Origin of the sequence: Dokdonella sp., from assembly GCF_041395345.1 — a bacterium.
GTDB lineage: Bacteria > Pseudomonadota > Gammaproteobacteria > Xanthomonadales > Rhodanobacteraceae > Dokdonella.
The window spans coordinates 165339-189349 of sequence record NZ_JAWLAR010000003.1; the positions used below are offsets into that span (position 1 = coordinate 165339).

The following is a 24011-nucleotide window of genomic DNA, read 5'->3' on the forward strand; positions in this document are numbered from 1 at the left end:
CCTCGCGTGGTCTACCGGTAGACGTCGCCACCCGTCGCGCGGAACTCGGCGGCCTTTTCGGCCATGCCCTCGTTGAGTGCGGCATCCGCTTCGAGTCCGTGCTCCTTCGCATAGTCGCGCACGTCCTGGGTGATTTTCATCGAGCAGAACTTGGGCCCGCACATGGAGCAGAAATGGGCGGTCTTGTGCGCGTCCTTGGGCAGGGTCTCGTCGTGGAACTCCCTGGCCTTCTCCGGATCAAGACCCAGATTGAACTGGTCGGCCCAGCGGAACTCGAAGCGCGCCTTGGACAATGCATTGTCGCGCGCCTGCGCGGCCGGATGGCCCTTGGCCAGGTCGGCCGCATGCGCGGCGATCTTGTAGGTGACGATACCGTCGCGCACGTCCTGCTTGTTCGGCAAGCCGAGATGCTCCTTCGGCGTCACGTAGCAGAGCATGGCCGTGCCGTACCAGCCGATCATGGCCGCACCGATCGCACTGGTGATGTGGTCGTAGCCCGGCGCGATGTCGGTAGTCAGCGGCCCGAGCGTGTAGAACGGCGCCTCGCCGCACTTCTCGAGCTGGCGTTCCATGTTTTCCTTGATCAGGTGCATCGGCACATGGCCGGGGCCTTCGATCATGGTCTGCACGTCGTGCTTCCAGGCAATCTGCGTGAGTTCGCCCAGTGTATCGAGTTCGGCGAACTGTGCGGCGTCATTGGCGTCGGCGATCGAACCGGGGCGCAGGCCGTCGCCGAGCGAGAAGCTGACGTCGTAGGCCTTCATGATTTCGCAGATTTCCTCGAACCGCTCGTAGAGGAAGCTTTCCTTGTGGTGGGACAGGCACCACTTGGCCATGATCGAACCGCCGCGCGAGACGATGCCGGTGACGCGCTTCGCGGTGAGGTGGATGAACGGCAGGCGAACGCCGGCGTGGATCGTGAAGTAGTCCACGCCCTGCTCGGCCTGCTCGATCAGGGTGTCGCGGTAGAGCTCCCAGGTCAGGTCCTCGGCGACGCCGCCGACCTTTTCCAGCGCCTGGTAGATCGGCACCGTACCGATCGGTACCGGCGAGTTGCGGATGATCCACTCGCGTGTTTCGTGGATGTGCTTGCCGGTCGAGAGATCCATGACCGTATCGCCGCCCCAGCGGATCGACCAGACCATCTTCTCGACTTCCTCGGCAATCGAACTCGACAGCGCGGAGTTGCCGATGTTTGCGTTGATCTTCACGAGGAAGTTGCGACCGATGATCATCGGCTCGGATTCGGGATGGTTGACGTTGTTCGGGATGATGGCGCGGCCACGGGCGACTTCGTCGCGCACGAACTCCGGCGTGATCAGTTTGGGCAACGCGGCGCCGAACGACTCGCCGGGATGCTGCTGGAGCAGGTGCTGCTCGCGGATACGCTCGAGGTTCTGGTTCTCGCGGATCGCGATGTACTCCATTTCAGGCGTGATGATGCCCTTGCGCGCGTAGTGCATCTGGGTGATGTTGTGACCGGACTTTGCGCGACGCGGCTTCGGCACGTTCGGGAAGCGCACGTGATCGAGCTGGTGGGCACTGGCATGTCGGCGCGTGAACGGCGAGGAAAATTCGGTCAGCGGCTCGCTGTCGCCGCGCGCCTCGATCCAGGCCGCACGAAGCGCGGGCAGTCCGGCCACGAGGTCTACCCGGTAATCCGGATCGGTGTACGGGCCCGAGGTATCGTAGATCGCGAACGGCGCGTTCTTCTCGATGCCGAACGTGCTCGGTGTGTCCTCGAGCACGACTTCGCGCATCGGCACACGGATATCGGGGCGGCTGCCTTCGACATGGATCTTGCGCGAACCGGGGATCGGGCGGACGACCGACTCGGAGAGTTCGGCGGCTTCGGCAAACAAGGGGTTTGGTACGGCATTCATCGGCAGGCATCCTCGGCTGATCAGGGGAAGCGACGGCGACGAATACCGGGGCTTGCCGGCATCGAAGCTCCCTACGCCGGGAATGCCTGGAATGGGCGCCGGATCAGGTTCGAAGGGACTCTCTCAGCCGACAAGCGCCAGCACCCCCGCTTCATTGCCTCATTGAAGCATGTTCCCCCGGAGCAGGCCAGCCTGTCGCGCATCGAGTTGCAGCAGACCCCGGAGCAGCGCTTGCATGAACCGGACTGGCGGCCGGCAATCGCGTCTTGCAGCACAACGCGGCACAATGGCTGCCTGTCGAAAGGAGCCAGCATGGACAACCAGCATCCCGATCTGCACCCCTTGTTCAGCGAACACCTCGAAGTACTGAAGTCGCGCACCGATGTGGCCCTTCAGCGCGGTGGCTTCGATCATCTTGTCGTTCCTTCGGGCACGGTCCGCTACCAGTTCCTCGACGACCGTGACTATCCGTTCCACGTCAACCCGCACTTCAAGCACTGGTTGCCGGTGACCCGGGCGCCGGGATCCTGGCTGGTGTATACGCCCGGACGTCGGCCCAAGCTGATTTTCCTGCAGCCTGCGGATTACTGGCATGTGGTTCCGGAGGCGCCTGCGGGCTACTGGGTCGAGCACTTCGACATCATCACGATCCGCGACGCCGCCGAGGCGCGCGCGCACCTTCCCGGCGACGTCACGCGCTGCGCCGTGATCGGCGAGGCAAACGCTGCGCTCGACAGCATGGTTCCGAACAATCCACAAGGCGTGATCGACTATCTGCATTACCATCGCGTGATCAAGACCGCCTACGAACTGGCGATGATGCGCGTAGCCAGCAAGATCGGCACGCGCGCGCACCGGGCAGCGGCAGCGGCGTTCCATGCCGGCGAATCCGAGTTCGGAATCCACATGGCCTATCTTGATGCCGCGCGACAGACCGAAAACGAACTGCCCTACAGCAATATCATCGCGCTCAATGAACATGGTGCGATCCTGCACTACCACGATCTCAAACACGCCCCGCCTTCGCATCTGTACTCCTTCCTGATCGATGCCGGCGCGAGTTTCCACGGCTACGCAAGCGATATCACCCGCACCCATGCAGGAAAAGATTGCGAGGAATTCCAGGTCCTGATCGATGCGGTCGACGAAGTGCAGAAGAACCTGTGCGCCAGGGTCCGCGCTGGTCAGGACTATGGCGCGCTGCATGTCGATGCCCATCACCAGCTGGCCGGCGTCCTGCACGACCACGGCTTCATTCGCATGAGTGCCGAGAGCGCGGTCGAGTCCGGGGTCTCCGCAACATTCTTCCCGCATGGCCTCGGCCACCCGATCGGCCTGCAGGTGCATGACGTGGCCGGCTTTGCCGCAGACGACAAGGGCCAGACCATCGACCGGCCGGAAGGCCATCCCTATCTGCGCATGACTCGCAGCATCGAGCCCGGCGCAGTGGTCACGATCGAGCCCGGCCTCTATTTCATCGACATGCTGCTGGCCAGATTGAAGGAAAAACCCGAGGGCAAGGACATCGCCTGGGACAAGATCGACGCGTTCCACAAGTACGGCGGGATCCGCATCGAGGACGATGTGGCTTGTACCGATGGCGACCCCGAAAACCTCACACGCGACGCGTTTGCCCTGCTCGACGGGCACTGAGCCACGCTCGGAGGGTCGCCGCACTGCGGGCCATGACTTGATGCGTGCGGTCCGGCGTTCTGGCGACGAAAGGGCGGTGCGATGCGTCTGGCGATCGAGTCAATGCGAAGCTGAGCCTCGCAGCGGAGGAGCCATGACAATTCAAGCGCGACTGAACGCAGTGTTGTGCAGTCTGACCTTGCTGATCGGTTTCGGCCTGTGCGCGCCATCCGTCATCGCAGCGCAGAAGCCGACGGTCCGCGTCGACTGGACCGACCCTTCGCAATTCAGCGAAATGCAGAATCGGAGCGGCTTCAACCAGACCAGTCCCAAAGTATGGCTTGGCGAGTTCTCATCGACGATCCGTCGCCACGCCCGACGTGTGCTGGAAACCGGCCAGTCGCTATCGGTCACCATCACCGACGTCACCCTCGCAGGCACGCTGCGGTCCGGCTCGAGGACCAGCGGCGTGCGCGTCGTCGACAGGAACACACCGCCCCGCATCAAGCTGAGTTTTACCCTGACCGGGGCGGATGGTCAGATCCTCCTCAACGGTGATCGCGATCTCGGCAGTCCGAACTCCATGTCGCCGGGTCTTGCCGACAGCAGCAATCCCTACATCCATGAAGACCGGCTCCTGATCGAGTGGATGGACAGGGAATTCGGCAGTCACGAAGACTAGGACCGCAAGATCGGGCATGGGCGGAGGGAGCCCGGCTAGGGCAACGCTGATCAAGTGGCGCAATCGTCACGACACCTGTCTGCGTGCAGATCGCGGCGCGCTGACGCAGATGGACTGGACGTCCTTCAAGGCAGCGCAACAAGGAGCTGCGCGCAGACAGGTGTCGCCCAACTGGTTGGTTTTCAATGGAAAGGGTGGTGTGCCACTTGATCAGCGTTGCCCTAGCTTCCCAGCCACTGCGCAAGCGTGTACAGCGAACCGAGGACGAACCAGGTTCCGAAGATCTGCTTGTTGTACCTGGCCAGCCAGCGTGGCAGGTAGATGTCGAAATTCGGTTCGCGGTTGTCCGTGTAGCGTTCGGCGACATTGGTCAATGGGCAACGCCATCCGTTGGTCGCCAGCACCAGCGTTTCGACCAGGATGACGGCGATCATGAAAGAGGCCATGCCAAGACGCTGCTGATAGGCCAGCACCGGAATCGAGATCACGCAGCCGGAAAGAACAATCCAGATCAGGGTATGGCAAAGCTTCACCAATCGAATTGCAGCGGGCTTCTCCACCCAGACTCGCCTCAACGTTCGTCCGAACCGGACCACGGATCTCGATCCGCGCCGCGCAGCCAGCCCATCCGGTAGGCCGCTTCGCCGACCCATTCATGGATGAGCGCCTCGGACTTGCGCAAACCCGTGGTTGACGGGAGGAAGTAGCCCGGACTGTTCGCTTCCGCGGCCAGCGGATCAGCGGGCCAGGCGCAGACCTCGAATCCGTTCTGCTCGAATGCGTAGGTCGCCCTCGGCAGATGCAGGGCCGAGGTCACCAGCCAGATGCGCTTGTCGACGGCGGGTCGCAAGGCCGCGACGAATTCGGCATTTTGCCAGGTCGATCGCGAAAGCATTTCAAGCCGGATGGCGTCCGAAGGCACACCGAGTTGCCGGGCCAGTTCGGCCATCAGACGGCTTTCGGCGATCTTGTATTGTGCTGCCCCACCGGCGATGACAAAAAGGGTGTCCGTTTGCAACTGAAGCCGAATGGTGGCGGCGAACATGCGACGGATGCTCGACTCGCCGAGCGCGGAAATATCCTCTTCGCTGGCCGGATTGCGCGTCGTGCCCCCACTCAGGACGACGATGGTCGACGGTGGCTTGAGTGCGCAATCCTGGTCTATGTGGACCCGCGATTCCTGCCAGCGAACCAGAGGATTGGCAACCACCGGCAGGCTCAGCAGGACGCAAGCGAATATCGGGACCAGGGCGGGCCAACGCAGCCATCTTGGCAACCAGCGCCAGCTCAGCATCAGCAGCAGCGCAAGCAGCACGCCGCTGCGGAACGGCGAAAGGAAGGTATGCATCACGATTTCATGCTCACAGGCGGAAACCCTGATCGATGTCGGCGATGCCTGGCGGCAACGCCGTTTCGGGCAGCTCGCGGGCCAGCAGCATGATGTTGAACTTCTCACCCATCTCACCGGGCAATGTCAGGCGTTTGACCTCCTGAGCCAGTCGATAGCAGGCCACCTCATCGGCCCCGGCGACGGCCTGTTCGAATCGGCTGGCCAGCCCCGAAGCGAACAGGAATTGCGCCAGCGAGGCAAAGCCGGCGACGGCAAAGCCGGCCTGGTTGCCCGCTTCGGCCAGGGCGGTGAAGTCGACAAAGGCGGTGATGTCCTGCAAGCCCGGCAGGATCAGCGCATTGGCATGCGCGCGGTGCCGGTAGTGACAGACGAGCGTGCCGTCGGAGCGCTCGGGCAGATAGAAGGTCTTGCGCGGATAGCCGTAGTCGATCATCAGCACGAGACCCGATTCCTGACTGCCGAGCACGGCCTGCATCCAGTAGGGCAGCTGCGGCAGGATCTCCGAACGATAGCCATCGACGAAGGCACGCCCGAGATCCCGTTCGACATGGCGCACGGCTGCGCTGGTCAGCGCATCGGCGGGTCGATCCCGATACTCGAGAACCCCCGCTTCATCGGCAACCACATGCTCCTCGTAGACCTCGCCTTCGCGCAGACAGAATCGCGTGGTCGGCAACGCGTCGATGACCTCGTTGGCGAACAGGACACCGTTCCAGGGCTCCTCGGGCGGGCGGTCCAGCCACTCGAAGCGACTGAACAGGGCCTGCGGAAAAGCGGCTTGCAGGCGTTCGCGCTGTCGCTCGCGCAGGTCGGCACTGGGTTCGAGAATGCGGTAGCGGCGCGGCACTGTTCCGGCTTCGCAGAAAGCACGCATGGCCGCTTCCGCGAAGGCTCCGCTGCCACCACCCAGTTCGACGAAATCCGCGCGGGAGCCCACCGCCTTCAGGCTCGGCATCAGGGCGTCGGCGACGGTTTGCGCGAACAGTGAGCCGAGCTCGGGTGCGGTGACAAAGTCGCCGGCCGCACCGAATTTCGTGCGACCGGCGCTGTAATAGCCGAGACCGGGCGCATACAGGCATCGTTCCATGTAGCGCGAGAAAGGCATCGGGCCCCGCGCTGCGATCTCGGCACGAATCAACTCGGCCAGCTGCATGGAGTGGACCCGTTCTGGCTCTGAGGGTGTCGGCAGGGAATTCACGGCTGGCCCGATTCGCCGAGTTGCGGCACTCTGCGCAGGATACCGACGTGAACGGAGAACACCAATGACGGAATCCGCCCGGAATCGACCGGTCGTGCTGATCACCGGCGCGGCACGGCGCGTCGGCGCGACGATTGCACGTCGCTTGCATGCGGCCGGGTACGACCTGGCCCTGCACTGCCGAAGCTCGCGCAAGGAACTCGACTTGCTGATCGCGGAACTCGAGCAGGCACGCGACTCCAGCACCCTGGCCCTGCAAGCGGACCTCGCCGATTTCGAGGGCCTTCCCGATCTGGTCAATGACACCATGGCCCGATTCGGTCGACTCGACGGTCTCGTCAACAACGCCTCGGCGTTCTATGCGACGGCGCTGGGCAGCGTCAGCCAGGCGCAATGGGACGAGTTGTTCGCCTCGAACGCGCGAGCCCCGTTCTTTCTCGCCCAGGCCGCAGCCAGCCATCTGCGAGAGCGCGCCGGTGCGATCGTCAACCTGCTCGACATCTACGCCGAGCGACCGCTACCCGGATATTCGGTGTACTGCATGGCCAAGGCTGCCCAGGCCACGATGACGCGCGCGCTTGCACATGAACTCGGGCCCGAGGTTCGCGTCAACGGCATTGCACCGGGTGCGGTCATGTGGCCCGAACAGGGCAAGACCTACGCCAGCAAGGACGAGATCATCGCGCGCACGCCGCTCAAGCGCGCGGGCAGCGCCGAAGACGTCGCCACAGCCGTGCTGTGGCTGCTGCGCGACGCGCAATTCGTGACCGGGGAAATCATCCATGTCGATGGCGGGCGCTCGCTCGCGATCTGAGCGCAGAGAGCATCGCCCCCTGAAGGGCCTGCGAAGCAGAAGCAAAGCGGAATTGCCAGGCAGCGCACGAAAACCGCGCCAGATTTGGCCCTTCCGCTATGCGCTTTTCCTATTCCCCGCTCCCCATTCCCTAATCCGCCTCAGGCCTTGACCTTGAACGCGTCGGCAACGAGTTCCCTGTTGAAGCCTTCGCCTGCGTCGCCTTCGGTGGCATAGCGGTACAAGGCAGCCGCGTAGACCCCCTGCAGTGCGGCCTGGATCAGAATCAGCAGCAGGAAGACAATCACGACCGCAACGATAGTAGTGATCGTGATGGCGAGGATGCCGCTGGAAATGGCCAAGACGATCAGGCCGCCGCCGATCAGAGCGAAGCCGAAAATCGCAAGTCCGAACACAATGCCGATACCGCCCGTACCGATCAGGTTCTGGCCCCAGGTCTTCTTGAGCAGCTCGGCACTGCGCTTGACCGCATCGATCGGGCCGATGTCCTGGCTGACCAGCACCGGCACGACAAGGAACGAAGCCACGGTCCAGGCCAGACCGATCATGCCGACCACCATCTGTCCGATGAAGCCGACACGCTCCTGCAAGGCCCGCAGCAACACACCCACGGTGGCCGCGATCACCGCATAGCCGAGGATGGCCGGCAGCTTCGAGCGCGCGATGCGGAATCCGTCCGCAACGGTCGGGTCACCGCCATCGAGGCGGATCATCGCCGCGCCGATCAGGGCCGAGTTGAAGAAGATGATGACGAAATACTGGACCACGTAGAACACGAACATCAGCACGTAGAGCAAGGGATTCGCGCCCTCTTCATCCATGCCGGCGAACAGGCCGCCCAGCGCGGCCGGGACGAAGAAGCTGGCCGCAACGATGATGCAGCAGATCGCCGACAACAGCGGAAAGATCAGCAATTCCTTGTCGGATCGCAACACGGATGCACTGGACTTCACGAGTTCCCAGCTATGCGAAAACTTCTCGAACATTTCGACTCCCTGTTTGCGATGGGCAATGGCTGTTGCGATGGGCTTGAGTATAGCGGCGGTTGATGGGCGGGTTAAACGACGCCGCTCTCAGGAGCACCACCAGGCACCCGTGTTCTCGCGATCCCGAGACTAGCCGCTCATCGCGGCAAGCACTCCTCCGGGAACTGACGGAGCGAATTGCCAAGGCGCGGAAATCTTGTCCATGGGCGAACGGACCCGGTCATCCGGTGTTCCCTTGTTCGAGCAGCACGCACTCCATCGGAGCCCCATACTCGGGATGCGCTCGCCAGAGTTCAGCCATCGTGATTCCGGTCACCGGATGCACCGCATCGCCGGCGATCTCGGCCAACGGCGCCAGCACGAACGCGTGCTTCAGTTCGTCGCGTGGAACCTGCAGGTGCCCCGGACCATCGACCACCTGATCTCCGAACAGGACAATATCCGCATCCAGGGTCCGGCTCGAATAACGCGGCACATCCCGACGGCGCCCGTGGCGATCCTCGAGCGCGTGCAGCCAGCTATCCAGTGCTTCGGGACTCTCGTTGGTATCGAGCCCAACGGCCAGATTGAGAAAGGCAGGTCCGTCGAAGCCGACCGCTTCGGTTCTGCAGGCCCCTGAAACATCGATCGTGCCGAAACGTGCGCGCAACTCGGCGAGCGCGGCACGCAGATGCGTTTCCGGCTCGATATTCGATCCCAGACTGAGATAGACACGCGTCACCCGGCACTCTCCGGTTCCGCCTCCAGCTTGCGTGCCCGCTCGCCAAGGGCGTCACGCAGGTCGCCACCGGCGGGCTTCTGGAACAGGCGCAATCCGAACTCGGGCAGTATCGCAATCAGGTGATCGAAGATGTCCGAAAGAATGCCTTCGTACTCGCTCCAGGCCGTGGTTCGGGTAAAGCAGTACAACTCCAGCGGGATGCCTTCTCCCCTGGCGTCGAGCTGGCGCACGATCAGGGTCATGTCCTGGCGGATGCCGGGATGTGCCTTCAGATAGGCCACGGCATAGGCGCGAAACGTGCCGAGATTGGTCAGGCGTTGCAGGTTCAACGGATAGCGACCGGCTTCGCCGAGCTTGACGTTGAACGAGGAGACTTCACTGGCCTTGCCTTTCAGGTAATCGCGCAGCACCAGCGATTCGGTCATCCGGGTGATGTCCTCGTCATTGATGAAGTGCACGCTGCCAGCGTCGATCAGCAAGGAGCGCTTGATGCGGCGTCCGCCCGCTTCGGACATGCCGCGCCAGTTCCTGAATGGATCGGTGATCAGCTTCCAGGTCGGAATCGTGGTGATCGTCTTGTCGAAATTCTGCACCTTGACCGTGTGCAGGGCGATGTCGATGACGTCGCCGTCCGCACCTGCGGCCGGCACTTCGATCCAGTCACCCACGTGCAACATGTCGTTGGTGGTCAGCTGAACTCCGGCAACAAAACCGAGGATGGTGTCCTTGAAGACCAGCAGCAGGATGGCCGACAGCGCACCGAGTCCCGACAGCAGGATCAGCGGCGAGCGATCAATCAGGGTGGCCACGATCACGACCGCACCGACGATGTAGATGGCGATCTTGATGAACTGGACGTAGGACTTGATCGATCGCCTGCCTTCGGACCTGCGGCTGTAGATGTCTTCCAGCGCATTCAGGACCGCGCCCATTGCCAGCATCAGAAACAGGATCGTGCAGGACATGGCGACATTGCGCACCAGTAGGTCGACCTTGTCCGGCACGCCCGGCACGAAGCCAATACCGAACTGGGCGATCAGGGTCGGTGCAATACGGGTGATCTGGCGCAGGACTCCATGCTCGACCAGGACGTCGTCCCAGGTCCAGGCAGTGCGTGCGGCAAAGGCCCGAAAGGCTCGCACCAGCGCTCTTCGTGCCACGGTCGCCACCAGCCAGGCCAGCAGAACCAGCGCCAACAGCCCGCCCAGCGTATGCGCAAGCGGGTTTGCCAGCCATTCAGTCAGTTTTTCCATCCCGGCCTCTCGTCATGTACGTCACGAAATTTGATAAGGCGAAGCAGGTCTACCCTATCGCGATTGCGCCACACGATCAGCCTTGCCCTACAATGGCGAACCTGTTCGGCCGCCATTTCAACCATGACTTATTGTGTGGGTATCCACGTCGACCGCGGCCTCGTGCTCGCGGCCGACACGCGCACCAGCGCTTCGTTCGACGATGTTCGCACGCACGGCAAGATGCATGTCTTCGAGAAACCGGGCGAATGCGTATTCGTGTTGATGTCGGCGGGCAACCTGGCCACGACCCAGGCGGTAATGTCGGCGCTGCGGCGTGACATCGAGAATCCGGACTCCGAATTCAGCCTGTTCAAGGCCAAGCGTCTTTATGAAGTCGCCGACTACATCGGACGCGTGCTGGTAGCCAATCAGGCCCAGATCGGAGAAAACGCGCAGCAAAATGGGGTCAGTGTGGAGGCTACCCTGATTCTCGGTGGCCAGATTGCCGGTGGCGAGGCGGCCTTGCGCCTGATCTATCCGCTCGGCAACTGGATCAATGCCTCGCCCGAAACACCGTACCTGCAGATCGGCGAATCCAAGTACGGCAAGCCGATCCTCGATCGCATCATCGATCGTGGCACTTCGCTGGAGGACGCGGCGCGCTGCGCACTCGTGTCGCTCGATTCGACGATTCGCTCAAACGTTTCGGTGGGTCTGCCGATCGATCTGGCCATCATCAAGGATGGCGAGCTGCGCATCGACCAGAAGATCCGCATCGACGAGCGCACGCCCTTCTTTGCCCAGATTCGAACCAGCTGGGCGCAAAAGTTGACCGATGCGGTTCACAGCCTGCCGCCATTCCCCTGGGAAACCCCGAACGCTGATACCTGATTTCTCCAGTTCCGTAGCGCGCGTGCCATGACATCAAGCGCGGCGCTACCTAGCTCCGTTCACGCTCGATCTGCACGCCCACCGACTTCGAGCCGCGCACGGCGCCCGGCTTGGCCAGCCGCAGTCGCACATGTTCGACATCGAATTCCTCGAGAATGATTTCCGCGCAGCGTTCGGCCAAAGTCTCGACGAGCTGGAATTCGGACGCTTCGACGAAGGCGATCAGGCGCTTTGACACCGACTTGTAGTTAAGTGTGTCTTCGATGTTGTCCGTCGCCGCCGGGCGCCGGTTGTCGAAACGCATCTCGATATCGAGCGCGACGGTCTGGCGAATGCGCCGCTCCCAGTCATAGATGCCGATCACGGTATCGATGCGCAGGTCTTCGATGAAAACGATGTCCATGGGCTCTGTTCGAGTGGGAATGGTCAAGGATACGAGCGGATCGTCGATCAGCCCAGCGCCGAAAGGGATTCCAGGTCCCAGCGCGGAAAGACCTTGATCTGCGGATCATTGTGCTGGCCGGCATGCAGGCGGATGGCGCCAGCCAGGGCGATCATGGCGCCATTGTCGGTGCAGAATTCGAGACGCGGGAAATAGGATTTGAAGCCGTCTTCGCCGGCGACCCGGGCCAGTTGGTTGCGCAGGCGCTTGTTGGCGCCCACGCCGCCAGCAATGACCAGACGCTTCGCGCCGGTCGCGGTCATCGCGCGACGGCACTTGATGACCAGGGTCTCGACGATGGCTTCCTCGAAATCGCGCGCGATGGCAGCGCGGGTCGTATCCGCCTGGTCGCTGCGCTGCCAGGCCAGCAGAACCTGGGTCTTGAGGCCGGAGAAGCTGAAATCGAGGCCGGGCCGGTCGGTCATCGGTCGAGTGAAACGGAACTGACCCGGTTGGGCCGTTTCCGCCAGTTTCGCCAGGGTCGGTCCCCCCGGATAGGGCAATCCCATCAGTTTGGCGGTCTTGTCGAAGGCTTCGCCGGCAGCGTCATCCAGGGTGTCGCCGAGCAGGCGGTAGCGACCAATCGCCTCGACCTCGATCAGCATCGAGTGTCCGCCCGATACCAGCAAGGCCACGAAGGGCGGCTCGGGCGAGTCGACTTCAAGCATCGGTGCGAGCAGATGCCCCTCCATGTGGTGCACGCCAATTGCGGGAATATCCAGCGCCCAGGCCAATGAGCGGCCTGCCGCCGCCCCGACCAGCAGGGCCCCGACCAGGCCCGGCCCGGCCGTATAGGCAACGCCGCCCAGATCGCCGACGACCATGCCGGATTCGGCCAGGGTCTGCCGGATCAGAGGCATCAGCTTGCGGACATGGTCGCGGGATGCCAGCTCCGGCACCACCCCGCCATATTCGGCGTGCAGGTCAATCTGGCTGTACAAGGCGTGGGCCAGCAGGCCGCGTGAGCGGTCGTAGACGGCCACCCCGGTTTCGTCGCAGGAGGTCTCGATGCCAAGCACCGGACCAGGTTTTGCATTGCTCGTTGCCATGAAATAGAATGCGCGGCTCGCCCGAGAGCCCGGGTGTCGAGTTTAACAGCGGAGAGACTATGCCAAGCGTCAAAGTTCGCGAGAACGAACCATTTGAATTTGCCCTGCGCCGCTTCAAGCGCACCTGTGAAAAGGCCGGCGTGCTGGCTGAAGTGCGCAAGCGCGAGTTTTACGAGAAGCCGACCCAGGAACGCAAGCGCAAGCGCGCGGCTGCGGTCAAGCGTCACCTGCGCCGCGTTTCGCGCGACGTCACCAAGCGTCAACGCATGTATTGATCGATGGGTTGCGCATTCGCTCTGGCGAATCGCGAAACCGATTGATCGCTGTTCCGGTTCCGTGCCGGGCCAGCAACATCCGGGCTGATACTTTCGGCCGGCTCTGCCCACGCAGCGCCGGCCGTTTGTGTTTCCGGCGTCCGAAGCCGACCCCGACAGACCACGCCTGACGGGCCCGAAACCGGACACTCCGCATTCCGAGCCCCGGCAACATGACTGCCACAGAGAGACTCTGCCAGACCTACGAGGTGCACGATGTCAATGAAGGCCCGCATCACCGATGACATGAAAACCGCCATGCGCGCCGGCGAGAAAGATCGCCTCGGCGTGATCCGCCTGATCCTGGCCGCGCTCAAGCAACGCGAAGTCGACGAGCGCATCGAACTGGATGATGCCCAGGTCCTCGCCATCCTCGAGAAGATGCTCAAGCAGCGCCGTGATTCGATCGACCAGTACACCGCCGCCAACCGTGAGGATCTCGCCGCGGTCGAACGCGCTGAAGTCGAAGTCATCCAGACCTACATGCCGGCCCAGTTGTCGGCCGAAGAACTCGAAGCGATCGTGACCACGGCCATCACCGACTCCGGCGCCACCAGCGCGCGCGAGATGGGCAAGGTCATCGGCCTGGTCAAGCCACAAGTCAGCGGCCGCGCCGACATGGGCCAGGTGTCGGAGATGATCAAGGCCAGGCTCGCGTAGCGAGCCGGGCCACGGGATTCGGGAATCGGGAATGGGTCAGGGGCAGCGCCAGGGCAAGGCCTAGCGGCTTTCGGCTTCGCGCTTTTTCTATTCCCTATTCCCCATTCCCCATTCCCCGCCCTTTAGACTTGGCCCAATGGCCGGCCGCATTCCCGAACGCTTCATTGACGATCTCCTGACCCGCATCGATATCGTCGATGTGATCCAGGAGCGGATCACCTTGAAGAAAGCCGGGCGGGACTGGTCGGCGCGTTGCCCGTTCCACGACGAGCGCTCTCCTTCCTTCACGGTCAGTCCGGCCAAGCAGTTCTATCACTGCTTCGGTTGCGGCGCGCACGGCAGCGCGATCCGCTTCCTGATGGACTACGACCGCCTCGAATTCCCGGACGCAATCGAGGAACTGGCCGCGCGCGCCGGCCTCAAGGTCGAATACGAAGGCGGCCGGCCGGACAAGCCGCGCGAGGACGTTTCCGATCTGTATGTCTTGCTCGATGCAGCCGCCACCTTCTACCGTGAGCAGCTCGCCGGCAACGCGGCGGCGCGTGAATACTTCAGGAACCGCGGGCTCGACCAGGCCACACTGGATCGATTCAATCTCGGCTTCGCGCCGAACCAGTGGGACGCGCTGAAGAACGCACTCGGCACCTCGCCGAAACGGCTCGCCCTGCTCGACAAGGCCGGCATGCTGTCGAGCGGCGAACGCGGCGGCAAGTACGACCGCTTCCGTGATCGGGTCATGTTCCCGATCCTCGACCGGCGCGGGCGCACGATCGCCTTCGGCGGAAGGGTGATGGGCAAGGACGATGGCCCGAAATACCTCAATTCCCCCGAGACACCCCTGTTCCACAAGGGCCGGGAACTGTTTGGCCTGTGGCAGGTGCGCGATGCCAACCAGAAGATCGCGCGCCTGCTGGTGGTCGAGGGCTACATGGACGTGATCGCCCTGCACCAGTACGGTGTCACCCAGGCGGTGGCCACGCTCGGAACGGCAACCACCAGCGACCACGCGGAAATCCTGTTCCGCAATGCGGCGGACGTTTTTTTCTGCTTCGATGGCGATCGCGCCGGACGTCAGGCGGCGTGGCGAGCCGTGGAATCGGTATTGCCACGCATGCGCGACGGGCGCCAGGCCTGGTTCCTGTTCGTGCCCGATGGCGAAGATCCGGATTCCCTGATCCGCAAGGAGGGCCTCGACGGTTTTGAGGCGCGCCTCAAGCAGGCCACGCCCCTGAGCGAGTTCTTTTTTGCGGAAACCGGCAAGGACGTCAACCTGTCCAGCATCGATGGCAAGGCACGCCTGGCCGAACGCGCGCGGCCGCTGATCGGACAGATTCCCGATGGCGCCTTTCGTGACCTGATGTATGCGGAACTGGAACGGCTCAGCGGCGCGAGGACCGTGGCACCAGGCGGGCATGCCCAAGCGGGATCGCGGACCGGCGGTCGCGGCGGCGGCGCCCGACCTGCGCAACGATCGCTGGTCCGCACTGCCGTTGCCCTGCTCGTCCAGTATCCCGCACTGGCCGGCGAGATCGAACCGCCATGGACCTTTTCAGAATTGCGTCAGCCCGGCATACCGCTACTGCTGGAGCTGATCCGGCTCTGCCGCGATCGCCCCGCACTGACCACCGGCGCTCTGCTCGAACACTACGCAGGACGCGAGGAAGCCGGTCCATTGAACAAGCTCGCATCGATGGATCTTATCGTCGATGCCGACCAGGGACGCGCCGACTTCCTTGGTGCGATTGCCCAATTGGACGTCCAGACGTCCCAACAGCGACTGGACGATCTGATCGCACGCCAGCTCGAAGGCCGCCTTTCCGACGCGGAACGCGACGAATTGCGCAACCTTATGGCGAACAAGCCCGCGCACCGCAGGAAATAAGCCGCGCGTCGACTTGACAACGACGCATCGTTTCGGATCAACTTGCTGCATGTGCACAATTATTACGACTACGACGATGACGACGCCCTCCCGGGTGCGGTCAGTCGTGCGCAGTTAGTTTCCAACGCAACGACCCCGCAGCTCGACGAAGCTGCGGGATGCACACTCCCCAGCGCGACGAACCGCGGGGCCACCAACCGGAGGCTCGATGAGTCCGTTTGCCACATTGTCGGCGACCCTCGCTGCCACGCGTCACAACATTTCCGTCAGACCGCGTGGCGACGACGATCTCGCGACCGCGCACAAGTTTGGTGGTTCTTCGCTGGCTGATGCGGCCTGTTTTCGCCGAGTCGCCACCATCCTTCTCGAGCGCGATGACCCGGTGCAGGTCAGCGTGGTTTCGGCCATGCAGGGTGTCACCAATGCGCTGATTGCACTGGCCCAGGCCGCTGCAAGCAGGGATCCGGCCTGGCAATCGCAATGGAGCGCATTGCGCGAGCGACATGTCGAGACCGCGCGTGATCTGCTCGGCGATCAGTCGGGTGCGTTGCGGGTCTGGCTGGAGGCACGATTCGCCGACCTTTCCGATACCTCGAAGGCGCTGGCCGTACTCGGCATTCCGGCCCGCGAGGCGCTAGACGCGATCCAGGGCCTTGGCGAAATCTGGTCGGCGCACATGCTGCGCGCCCATGTCGAATCACTCGGGCAGGAATGCGCCCTGCTTGATGCGCGCGAGATCCTGGTCGTGAGTCAGGGCGAGCTGGGCGTCGCCGTCGACTGGCCAGCCAGCGCATCGCGACTGGCGGAGTGGCGCACGCGCCATCCGCAACGTCGCGTGATCATCACCGGGTTCGTGGCCCGCGATGCCGAAGGTCGTCCGACCACGCTCGGGCGCAATGGCAGCGACTATTCCGGAGCGATATTTGCCGCACTGTTCGAGGCGCGCGAGCTGCACATCTGGACGGATGTGGATGGCGTGCTCTCGGCCGATCCGCGCCTGGTGCCCGAGGCAGTCTCTCTCAACGCGCTGTCCTACGAGGAAGCTTGCGAGCTGGCCTACTTCGGCGCCAAGGTCATTCACCCGCAAACCATGTTGCCGGCCATGGCGCTGGGTTTGCCGATCCATATTCGCAATACCTTCAAGCCCTCACACCCCGGCACCTGCATAGCGACATCGGGCGATTCGGCCGAAGGCCCGGTGCGCGGGCTATCCCTGGCCGACGAGCTGGCGATCGTCAATGTCGAAGGCGCCGGAATGATCGGCGTTCCCGGCACCGCGGAACGCGTCTTCGCGGCGTTGCGCGATGCGAAGGTCTCGGTCGTGATGATCTCGCAGGGCTCATCCGAACATTCGATCTGCCTGGTCGTGCGCGGCGCCGACTCCGCCCGGGCCGAGGTCGCCCTTGATGCGGTGTTCGGGCGCGAACTGGCCTCGGGTCAGATCCAGGCCATCACGGTGACTCGCGATATCAGCGTGCTCGCCGCGGTCGGCGACGGCATGGCCGGAACCCCGGGTGTCGCCGCGCGCCTGTTTGCAACGCTGGGCCGCGCCCAGGTCAATATCCGCGCCATCGCCCAGGGCGCCTCGGAACGCAATATCTCGGTGGCCCTGGCCAGTGCCGATGCGTCGCGCGCCTTGCGTGCAGCCCATGCCGGCTTCTGGTTGTCGCCGCAAACGCTGTCCGTGGGCGTGATCGGTCCGGGCAATGTCGGCCGTGCCCTGCTTGATCAATTGCGCGAAGCGATTCCGCGCCTGCGCCGCGAGGCGAATCTCGACCTGCGCGTGCGGTCCATCGCATCCAGCCGCAAGCTGCTGATCAGCGAACGGGGCGACCTCGCCGCCGACTGGTCCGCGCAACTCGCGTCCAGCCGTCTTGAAGCCGACATGGCGGCATTCACCCGCCACGTGCACGCCGCCCATCTTCCGCATGCCGTGATCATCGATTGCAGCGCCAGCAACGAAGTGGCCGATCATTATCCTGGCTGGCTGGCAGCCGGCATCCATGTCATCACGCCGAACAAGCAGGCCGGGTCGGGTGACCTTGGCCGGTGGCAGACAATCGGCGAATCGCGCAGGAGCGGCGGTGGACGCTGGCGCTACGAGGCAACCGTGGGTGCGGGCCTGCCGGTGATCTCCACGCTGCGCGACCTGATCGACACCGGTGACGAGTTGATCGCGATAGAAGGCATTCTGTCCGGCACCCTGGCCTGGCTGTTCAATCGTTATGACGGCAGCCAGCCGTTTTCTGCCCTCGTCCGTGAAGCGCTCGCGCTCGGCTACACCGAGCCGGATCCGCGCGATGACCTCTCGGGTCTCGATGTCGCTCGCAAACTGGTCATCCTCGCGCGTGAAGCCGGCCAGTCGCTCGAGCTGGATGATGTCGATGTACGCGGACTGGTTCCGCCGGCCTTGCTCGAACTCGACAGGGATGAAGCGATCAGCGCGCTCGAGTCGCTTGATGCGGAAATGGCCGGGCAACTCCAAACCGCGCGCTCCAATGGCTGCGTGTTGCGTTACGTCGCGCGCCTCGACCATGGCGGTCGGGCCAGCGTCGGGCTTGTCGAACTCCCTGCCACGCACGCATTCGCCAATCTGCGCCTGACCGACAACAGCGTGCAATTCACGACGCGGCGCTACGCGGACAATCCCCTGATCGTGCAAGGACCCGGTGCCGGTCGCGAAGTGACCGCAGCCGGTGTCTTCGCCGATCTGCTCAGACTCGGATCCGCACTCGGAGCGCGCCTGTGAGCAGCGCAAGTGCGTTTGCGCCGGCCAGCATCGGCAATGTCGCCGTGGGGTTCGACATCCTCGGCCAAAGCATCGAGGGGATCGGCGACCGCGCCACGGTACGGCGCATCGACGAGCCCCTGGTACGCATCGACGCGATTCGCGGATGCGTGCGCGATCTGCCCACGGAGGCCTCACTGAATACCGCCGGTCGCGCCCTGATGGCACTGCGCGAAGCGCTTCAGCTGCGCTCTGGATTCAGCATCGAACTCGACAAGGGCATTGCCCTCGGGTCGGGCATGGGCGGATCCGCTGCCTCCTGCGTTGCCGCACTGATTGCAGCCAACACCCTGCTCGATCGGCCGCTCGCGGTCGAGGCGCTCTACCCGTTCGCACTCGAAGGTGAAGCCGTATCGAGTGGCAGCCGACATGGGGACAACGTCGGACCGATGCTGCTCGGCGGACTCGTGCTTGCAGCGCGTGGTCGCCTGCTGCGCATCCAGGTACCGGGGGCATGGCATTGCGTCGTGGTCCACCCGGATGCCGTACTCGAAACCCGACGTGCCCGCGAAGTGCTGCAGGCGCCCTACCCTCTTGCCGAGTTTGTCGAACAAAGTGCGTGCCTTGCGCTGGTCCTGAGCGGCTGCCATCGCGGCGAAGCCGGGCTGGTTCGCGCGGGCCTCGCCGACGTCCTTGTCGAACCTCGACGCGCCCCACTCATCAAGGGCTTTCATGCAGTCAAGCAGGCGGCGCTCGACCACGATGCCATGGGTGCCTCGATTTCCGGCGCAGGCCCGAGCGTGTTCGCCTGGTTCGAGGATCGCCTTGGCGCCGAAGCTGCAGCGCCGGCCATGCGCGCGGCATTCGAACGTGCCGGTCTTGCCAGCCAATCCCATATCACGCCAGTGAATGGTCCGGCCGCATCGGTGATCGCATGAAATTCACGAGTACCCGGGACAGCGATGTCTCCATTGACCTGAGCAGTGCATTGATCGCCGGCCTGGCGCCAGATGGCGGCCTCTACGTTCCGAGAACCTTGCCGGAATTGTCGGTGGCGGACTTCGACGGACTCGAAACGGTCGCGGAAACCGGCGCGCGCCTGCTGCGTCCCTTTTTCGCGGATGATCCGCTGGCCAACGAGTTGGATGCGATCTGCGCTGAGGCCTTCGATTTTCCGGCGCCACTCAGATCATTGAAGCCGGAACACACGCATGTGCTGGAACTCTTCCATGGTCCGACGGCAGCCTTCAAGGATTTCGGCGCGCGCTTCCTGGCGGCCTGCATGAAGCGCCTGCGCAAACCCGACCGCTTGCCGCTGACGATCCTCGTCGCGACGTCCGGCGACACCGGCGCCGCGGTTGCAGCGGCCTTCCATGGGCTGGCCAATCTGCGCGTGGTCGTGCTCTATCCCGACGGCAGGGTATCCCCGCGCCAGGCACATCAGCTTGGATGCTTCCCGGGCAATGTCACCGCCCTGCGCGTGGCCGGCAGCTTCGACGATTGTCAGCGTCTGGTGAAACAGGCCCTGTCGGACCGCGAACTCCAGCAGGTCGTCCCGCTCAGCTCGGCCAACAGCATCAGCCTCGGTCGATTGCTGCCGCAGATGGCCTACTACGCGCACGCCGCGATCAGACACTGGCGCAGGACCGGCGAGCCGCTGAATTTCGTCGTGCCGACGGGAAACCTCGGCAACGGCCTGGCCGCGATCATGGCGCGCGCCTGCGGACTGCCGATTGGCGAGATCGCCCTGGCCACCAATGCCAACCGCGTACTGCCCGATTTCTTTGCGGGTGCCGTCTATTCAGGACGGGCCAGCATCGCCACCCTGGCCAATGCCATGGATGTCGGCGCACCGAGCAATTTCGAGCGACTTGCCTGGCTATACCCCGACAACGCGACGTTGCGTTCTGCATTCACGGCAGTGAGCGTTGACGACGAAGCGATTCGCGCGACGATTGGGGCCGGCCCGTCCACCCATGGCGAAGTGTTCTGCCCGCACACGGCGTGTGCCGCGCATGCGCTCGAGAGACTGCGCGCCGAGCGGCCAGAACAGGACTGGGCGATTGTCGCCACGGCCCATCCAGCCAAGTTCGAGCAGATTGTCGAAGCCTTGATCGGTCACCCGATCGCACCCCCGGAGGCATTGGCGAAGCTGCTCTCGCGGCCAAGCCACGCCGAGCCGATGGCAGCGGAATACACCTCGCTTGGGACGGTCCTGAAGCGCCGGATCCGGGCGGAATGAGCGTCGAAAGGCCTCGAATCGGCGCGTTCTGACGGGCTGGATGCGGCCGATGGATGTGCGCGGGGTGCTGCCCGACCCACAGGCGCGATGTCCGCTCGACCGCCCGGGCAACTGCCATCTAATTGAAATACAAGAATATTTCCGGCCTGTTTCGCCGTGTTTCGCACAGATGACAGCCCATTGCAAGCGGATCACCCCAAAATTCTCATCTTTCCTGTCGCTTTGTTTAACATTCCTCTGTACAGTGTGCGAACTGTGTTTGCCAGGGTCACTGTAAATCGTGGCCCGATGTGGTCGAAAATCACGATTCCATCGTTCCGATTGCGCGCTCCTTAGCAACCTCAGTCTCGACCCACGGGGAGTCCCAGGTCGTGAATTCCATTTTCTTTTGAGTTGTTAGGAGTTAGATATGTCCAATCGTCAGAACGGTACCGTCAAGTGGTTCAATGATGCCAAAGGCTTTGGCTTCATCACCCCGGAAAGCGGCCCCGACCTGTTCGTGCATTTCCGTTCGATCCAGGGCAGCGGCTTCAAGTCCCTGCAGGAAGGCCAGCGCGTGACGTTCGTCGCCGTGCAGGGCCAGAAGGGCATGCAGGCCGACGAAGTTCAGGTTGCCTGATCTTCGCGCCATTGCGAAACAAGAAACCCCGGGTGGAAACACCCGGGGTTTTTTCTTGCCTGCGAATCCTGACTGCACCTGGGCGGCATCAATCCCGGGTTGATTGCGCGGGCATCCCGATCGATTGTCTCGATCGGAGGAATGCGGTTGCCGGGAGCTTCACGCGCCTGCGGCAACCCTGGCATTCGCAGCCGTGTGAGCCCCATCAGTTCGGCGGGTCGAATCCATCGACGAAAAGGCTGTCGATGCCCGACATGCACATGCCCGGCACCTGGGTATGGGTGACACGGATATCGTCCAGCCACCAGCCCGGCCCGGTGACGCCGCCATCGGTGGAGAAGCTCCAGCGCAACTTGACCGCCTGGCCTGCATAGCTGGACAGATCAAACTGGGCTTCTGTCCAGTTCAGATCCGTGCCGGAAAAAACGCCCGTCCCGAGCGGAAAACCGCAGGCGTTTCCGGTTTGCGAAATCGTTGAAGGATAGCCACCTTGCGGAGTGAGGTTCTGCCAGCTCTGGCCATCATTCGTCGAGATCTGGACCAGGCCACCGTCGTAGTCGGCTTCGACGCCGTACCGGGTCCAGAATTCAAGCATCGAAACGGCACCGCCAGTCAGCTCAAGCACATCGGTGCCGATGTTCAGACATTCCGAATTGTTGTAGCCGGAGTAGTAGCTTCGTGACCCGCTGTGCGCTTCGTCATCGACGACTTCCCAGGCTACATGGGTCGGGGCGGAGATGCCCTGCGTGACAGCCAGATCGCCAATGGCCGACAGGATCGGCGAACCCAGTTCGGCGCCGCTGAAGAAATCGCCGTCGCTGAGCGGGCCGGCGGCACGCGCTGTCAGTCGCACGCTGTTGCTGTCGACACTGCCGTTGCCGACATCGGCGGCGCGAACGACATAGGTATAGGGCGTAGCCTCGGCAACCATCGAATCGGACCAGGTCAGTCCCGCGATGGACGACGCAACCCGCTCGGCAGGCGAAGGTACAAAGGTCGAATCCTCCGAGCGGAAGACTTCGTACTCGATGCCCGATCCGCAGTACGACTGCGCCGACTGCCAGGCCAGGTCGATCACGCAACTCGCCGAGCCAGCAGACACGGCACTGGCGATTCCCGCGAATGCCGGCGGTGCGGTACAGATGCCCGTCGTCGATGCTTCAACGCAGCTTGTCGGTGCGGCAGCGCATTCGCCGGACTCGGCCACGGCGCGTACGCGATATCCGTAGGTCACATTGCCCGAAGCGGTGATGTCGCTGAATCCCGGAACCAGCAGTCCGGTGGCGATGGTTTCGCTGGCACCGCCGCCACACCCGCCGAGGATACGATCGACCGCATAGCTTGCGCCGACAGTCGCACTGGCGCTCCAGTCCAGGTCAATGCGATTGTCGCCATTGCCCTGGGCTGTCACTGCACCGGCCGCATCCGGCGCCACGCACAGGTTGGGCTCAACGATGAACAAGCCGCGGTTCATGTCGCTGATGCCGACCAGGCCGCTTGCGTAGTACGGGTAGTTGCTCCAGGTCCCACCATAGTTGGCATCGTCCGAAGCGGGATAGGTATCGAAAAAGGCAGCCTCGGTGAGCACATCGTTGTCGATCTCGGACAAATCGAGAATGCGCAGGCCGCTGCGATAATTCGACTCGTAGGCGTAACCCTCGTGAATGTAGAGGTTGTGGTCGATGGCAGCGACCGGGCCCGTATAGGCAAAGGCAAGCACCGGCGCGTCAAGATCCTGCACATCCCAGACATAGGTACGCGTGTTGTGGCCGAAATCCTGCTCGTCGAGTTCATCGTTGACCAGCAGGTAGCGACGGTCGTCGGTCAGCCAGCCCTGGTGGGTATAGCTCGAACCCGCGTAGCCCGTGCGTGAAAGCATGACCGGACTGGACTTGTTCTCCACGTCGACGATGGTCACCGTGTCTTCGTTGGCGGCAAAGCAGATCTCGCGACCGACATGGTCTGCATCTGGCCCGTCGTAGGTGATGCATTGTGCATCGTGGGTATAGCCGTCCGCACCGAAGCATCCAGCGAATGTCGGCACCAGCGGGTTCTGGATGTTGATCATGTGCAGGCCGGCGGAGCAGGTCTGGCTACCCTGACGGGATCCCACCGCATAGGCGAAGCCCGATGCCTCGTTGATGACGATGTCGTGGGCCCGCCCGAAATTCCCGTACCAGGCGTCGTTGGTGAACTGGACCGGTGGCGACACGACGTCGCGCAGGCGGCGCAGGTCGAACACCTGCATGCCGTGATCGACAGCCTCGGAAACAATGAACACGTAGTAGCCGTAGGTCTTCAGGTCACGCCAGGTTGAATTGCTTGTCTGCGTGGGCAGATTACCAATCCTGACCAGATGATCAGGATCGGTCATGTCGACAAAGGCGGTTCCGTTGTCGAGGCCGACCAGAGCGTATTCCTTTCCGGTATCCGGGTCGGTCCAGCCCCACATGTCGTTGCCGTTGCCGCCTGCCGTAGTGCCCAGCGCAACCAGATCCAGATGTCCGATCAGGTCGACCTTGTTGCAGGGGTAGCCCTCGGCAAGACCGTCGACGCAGGGAGTCGCGTGGCGGGGCGCTGCAGTCGCCGAGCTCGCAAACAGCATCAGCATGAAAGCCGCAGGAAATTTCGATGTGACTCGCATGCTGAAGATTCCCCTGTGTACCAGGCCGGGGAAACTAG

At 63.2% G+C, this 24011-nt stretch carries 21 protein-coding genes and 1 riboswitch; of the genes, 11 read left to right on the forward strand and 10 right to left on the reverse strand.

What is annotated here, in order from left to right; genetic code table 11:
- Positions 1-11 precede the first annotated feature (11 nt).
- Entirely contained in the window at positions 12-1883 is a 1872-nt protein-coding gene (gene thiC, locus R3F00_RS04135) for a phosphomethylpyrimidine synthase ThiC (protein WP_371280451.1), read from the reverse strand.
- Between the two features lie 51 nt (positions 1884-1934).
- A riboswitch (TPP riboswitch) is annotated at positions 1935-2041 on the reverse strand.
- Between the two features lie 154 nt (positions 2042-2195).
- On the opposite strand from thiC, the gene pepQ reads away from it, so the two are divergent.
- Together pepQ and R3F00_RS04145 are read left to right on the forward strand one after the other, a co-directional pair.
- On the forward strand, positions 2196-3536 hold the full coding sequence (pepQ, locus tag R3F00_RS04140; protein ID WP_371280452.1) for a Xaa-Pro dipeptidase: 1341 nt from the start codon (positions 2196-2198) through the stop codon (positions 3534-3536).
- A gap of 133 nt (positions 3537-3669) precedes the next feature.
- Positions 3670-4197 (forward strand): DUF3016 domain-containing protein, encoded by a 528-nt coding sequence (locus tag R3F00_RS04145; RefSeq protein WP_371280453.1) that lies wholly within the window; start codon positions 3670-3672, stop codon positions 4195-4197.
- A 221-nt stretch (positions 4198-4418) separates the two neighbouring features.
- Here R3F00_RS04145 and R3F00_RS04150 read toward each other — a convergent pair whose 3' ends face one another.
- The 3 genes from R3F00_RS04150 to R3F00_RS04160 are packed head-to-tail and all read right to left on the reverse strand — an operon-like array spanning position 4419 to position 6701.
- Entirely contained in the window at positions 4419-4730 is a 312-nt protein-coding gene (locus tag R3F00_RS04150; RefSeq protein WP_371280454.1) for a hypothetical protein, read from the reverse strand.
- Positions 4731-4768: 38 nt separating this feature from the next.
- Positions 4769-5545 carry a YdcF family protein gene (locus R3F00_RS04155; RefSeq protein ID WP_371280455.1) on the reverse strand — a complete coding sequence of 259 codons (777 nt, stop codon included), beginning with the start codon at positions 5543-5545 and terminating at the stop codon, positions 4769-4771.
- A 13-nt stretch (positions 5546-5558) separates the two neighbouring features.
- Positions 5559-6701, reverse strand: a complete 1143-nt coding sequence (locus tag R3F00_RS04160; RefSeq protein WP_371280456.1) for a class I SAM-dependent methyltransferase — start codon at positions 6699-6701, stop codon at positions 5559-5561.
- Positions 6702-6810: 109 nt separating this feature from the next.
- Here R3F00_RS04160 and R3F00_RS04165 point away from each other — a divergent pair, with 109 nt between their 5' ends.
- Positions 6811-7560, forward strand: coding sequence for a pteridine reductase (locus tag R3F00_RS04165; protein ID WP_371280457.1), 750 nt, complete (start codon positions 6811-6813; stop codon positions 7558-7560).
- A gap of 140 nt (positions 7561-7700) precedes the next feature.
- Here the strand turns inward: R3F00_RS04165 and R3F00_RS04170 are convergent, their stop codons facing one another.
- The 3 genes from R3F00_RS04170 to R3F00_RS04180 form a co-directional block, all read right to left on the reverse strand.
- On the reverse strand, positions 7701-8546 hold the full coding sequence (locus R3F00_RS04170) for a DUF6159 family protein (RefSeq protein WP_371280458.1): 846 nt from the start codon (positions 8544-8546) through the stop codon (positions 7701-7703).
- A gap of 220 nt (positions 8547-8766) precedes the next feature.
- Positions 8767-9267, reverse strand: coding sequence for a 2-amino-4-hydroxy-6-hydroxymethyldihydropteridine diphosphokinase (gene folK, locus R3F00_RS04175; RefSeq protein WP_371280459.1), 501 nt, complete (start codon positions 9265-9267; stop codon positions 8767-8769).
- Complete coding sequence (locus R3F00_RS04180) at positions 9264-10520, reverse strand: mechanosensitive ion channel family protein (protein WP_371280460.1); 1257 nt, start codon at positions 10518-10520, stop codon at positions 9264-9266. Before R3F00_RS04180 ends, folK begins: the two co-directional genes overlap by 4 nt.
- 123 nt (positions 10521-10643) lie before the next feature.
- On the opposite strand from R3F00_RS04180, the gene R3F00_RS04185 reads away from it, so the two are divergent.
- On the forward strand, positions 10644-11393 hold the full coding sequence (locus tag R3F00_RS04185; protein ID WP_371280461.1) for a 20S proteasome subunit A/B: 750 nt from the start codon (positions 10644-10646) through the stop codon (positions 11391-11393).
- A gap of 49 nt (positions 11394-11442) precedes the next feature.
- Here R3F00_RS04185 and folB read toward each other — a convergent pair whose 3' ends face one another.
- Positions 11443-11796, reverse strand: a complete 354-nt coding sequence (gene folB / locus R3F00_RS04190) for a dihydroneopterin aldolase (protein WP_371280462.1) — start codon at positions 11794-11796, stop codon at positions 11443-11445.
- Between the two features lie 47 nt (positions 11797-11843).
- On the reverse strand, positions 11844-12884 hold the full coding sequence (tsaD, locus tag R3F00_RS04195) for a tRNA (adenosine(37)-N6)-threonylcarbamoyltransferase complex transferase subunit TsaD (RefSeq protein ID WP_371280463.1): 1041 nt from the start codon (positions 12882-12884) through the stop codon (positions 11844-11846).
- Between the two features lie 59 nt (positions 12885-12943).
- Here tsaD and rpsU point away from each other — a divergent pair, with 59 nt between their 5' ends.
- The 7 genes from rpsU to R3F00_RS04230 all read left to right on the forward strand — a co-directional run bounded on the left by rpsU (position 12944) and on the right by R3F00_RS04230 (position 21329).
- A complete protein-coding gene (rpsU, locus tag R3F00_RS04200) occupies positions 12944-13159 on the forward strand; it encodes a 30S ribosomal protein S21 (RefSeq protein WP_092405488.1) in 216 nt (71 codons plus the stop codon).
- A 255-nt stretch (positions 13160-13414) separates the two neighbouring features.
- Positions 13415-13858, forward strand: a complete 444-nt coding sequence (locus R3F00_RS04205; protein WP_371280464.1) for a GatB/YqeY domain-containing protein — start codon at positions 13415-13417, stop codon at positions 13856-13858.
- 136 nt (positions 13859-13994) lie between these two features.
- The gene (dnaG, locus tag R3F00_RS04210) at positions 13995-15740 is read left to right on the forward strand and encodes a DNA primase (protein ID WP_371280465.1); all 1746 of its coding nucleotides are present in this window, start codon (positions 13995-13997) and stop codon (positions 15738-15740) included.
- Positions 15741-15948: 208 nt separating this feature from the next.
- A complete protein-coding gene (gene thrA, locus R3F00_RS04215) occupies positions 15949-18489 on the forward strand; it encodes a bifunctional aspartate kinase/homoserine dehydrogenase I (RefSeq protein WP_371280466.1) in 2541 nt (846 codons plus the stop codon).
- The gene (locus tag R3F00_RS04220; RefSeq protein ID WP_371280467.1) at positions 18486-19406 is read left to right on the forward strand and encodes a homoserine kinase; all 921 of its coding nucleotides are present in this window, start codon (positions 18486-18488) and stop codon (positions 19404-19406) included. The genes thrA and R3F00_RS04220 overlap by 4 nt, the downstream gene beginning before the upstream one ends.
- On the forward strand, positions 19403-20710 hold the full coding sequence (gene thrC / locus R3F00_RS04225) for a threonine synthase (protein WP_371280468.1): 1308 nt from the start codon (positions 19403-19405) through the stop codon (positions 20708-20710). The genes R3F00_RS04220 and thrC overlap by 4 nt, the downstream gene beginning before the upstream one ends.
- Positions 20711-21119: 409 nt before the next feature.
- The gene (locus tag R3F00_RS04230; protein WP_092405500.1) at positions 21120-21329 is read left to right on the forward strand and encodes a cold-shock protein; all 210 of its coding nucleotides are present in this window, start codon (positions 21120-21122) and stop codon (positions 21327-21329) included.
- Between the two features lie 205 nt (positions 21330-21534).
- Here the strand turns inward: R3F00_RS04230 and R3F00_RS04235 are convergent, their stop codons facing one another.
- Positions 21535-23973: a choice-of-anchor B family protein gene (locus R3F00_RS04235; protein ID WP_371280469.1), complete on the reverse strand. Its 2439-nt coding sequence runs from the start codon at positions 23971-23973 to the stop codon at positions 21535-21537.
- Positions 23974-24011: the final 38 nt, after the last annotated feature.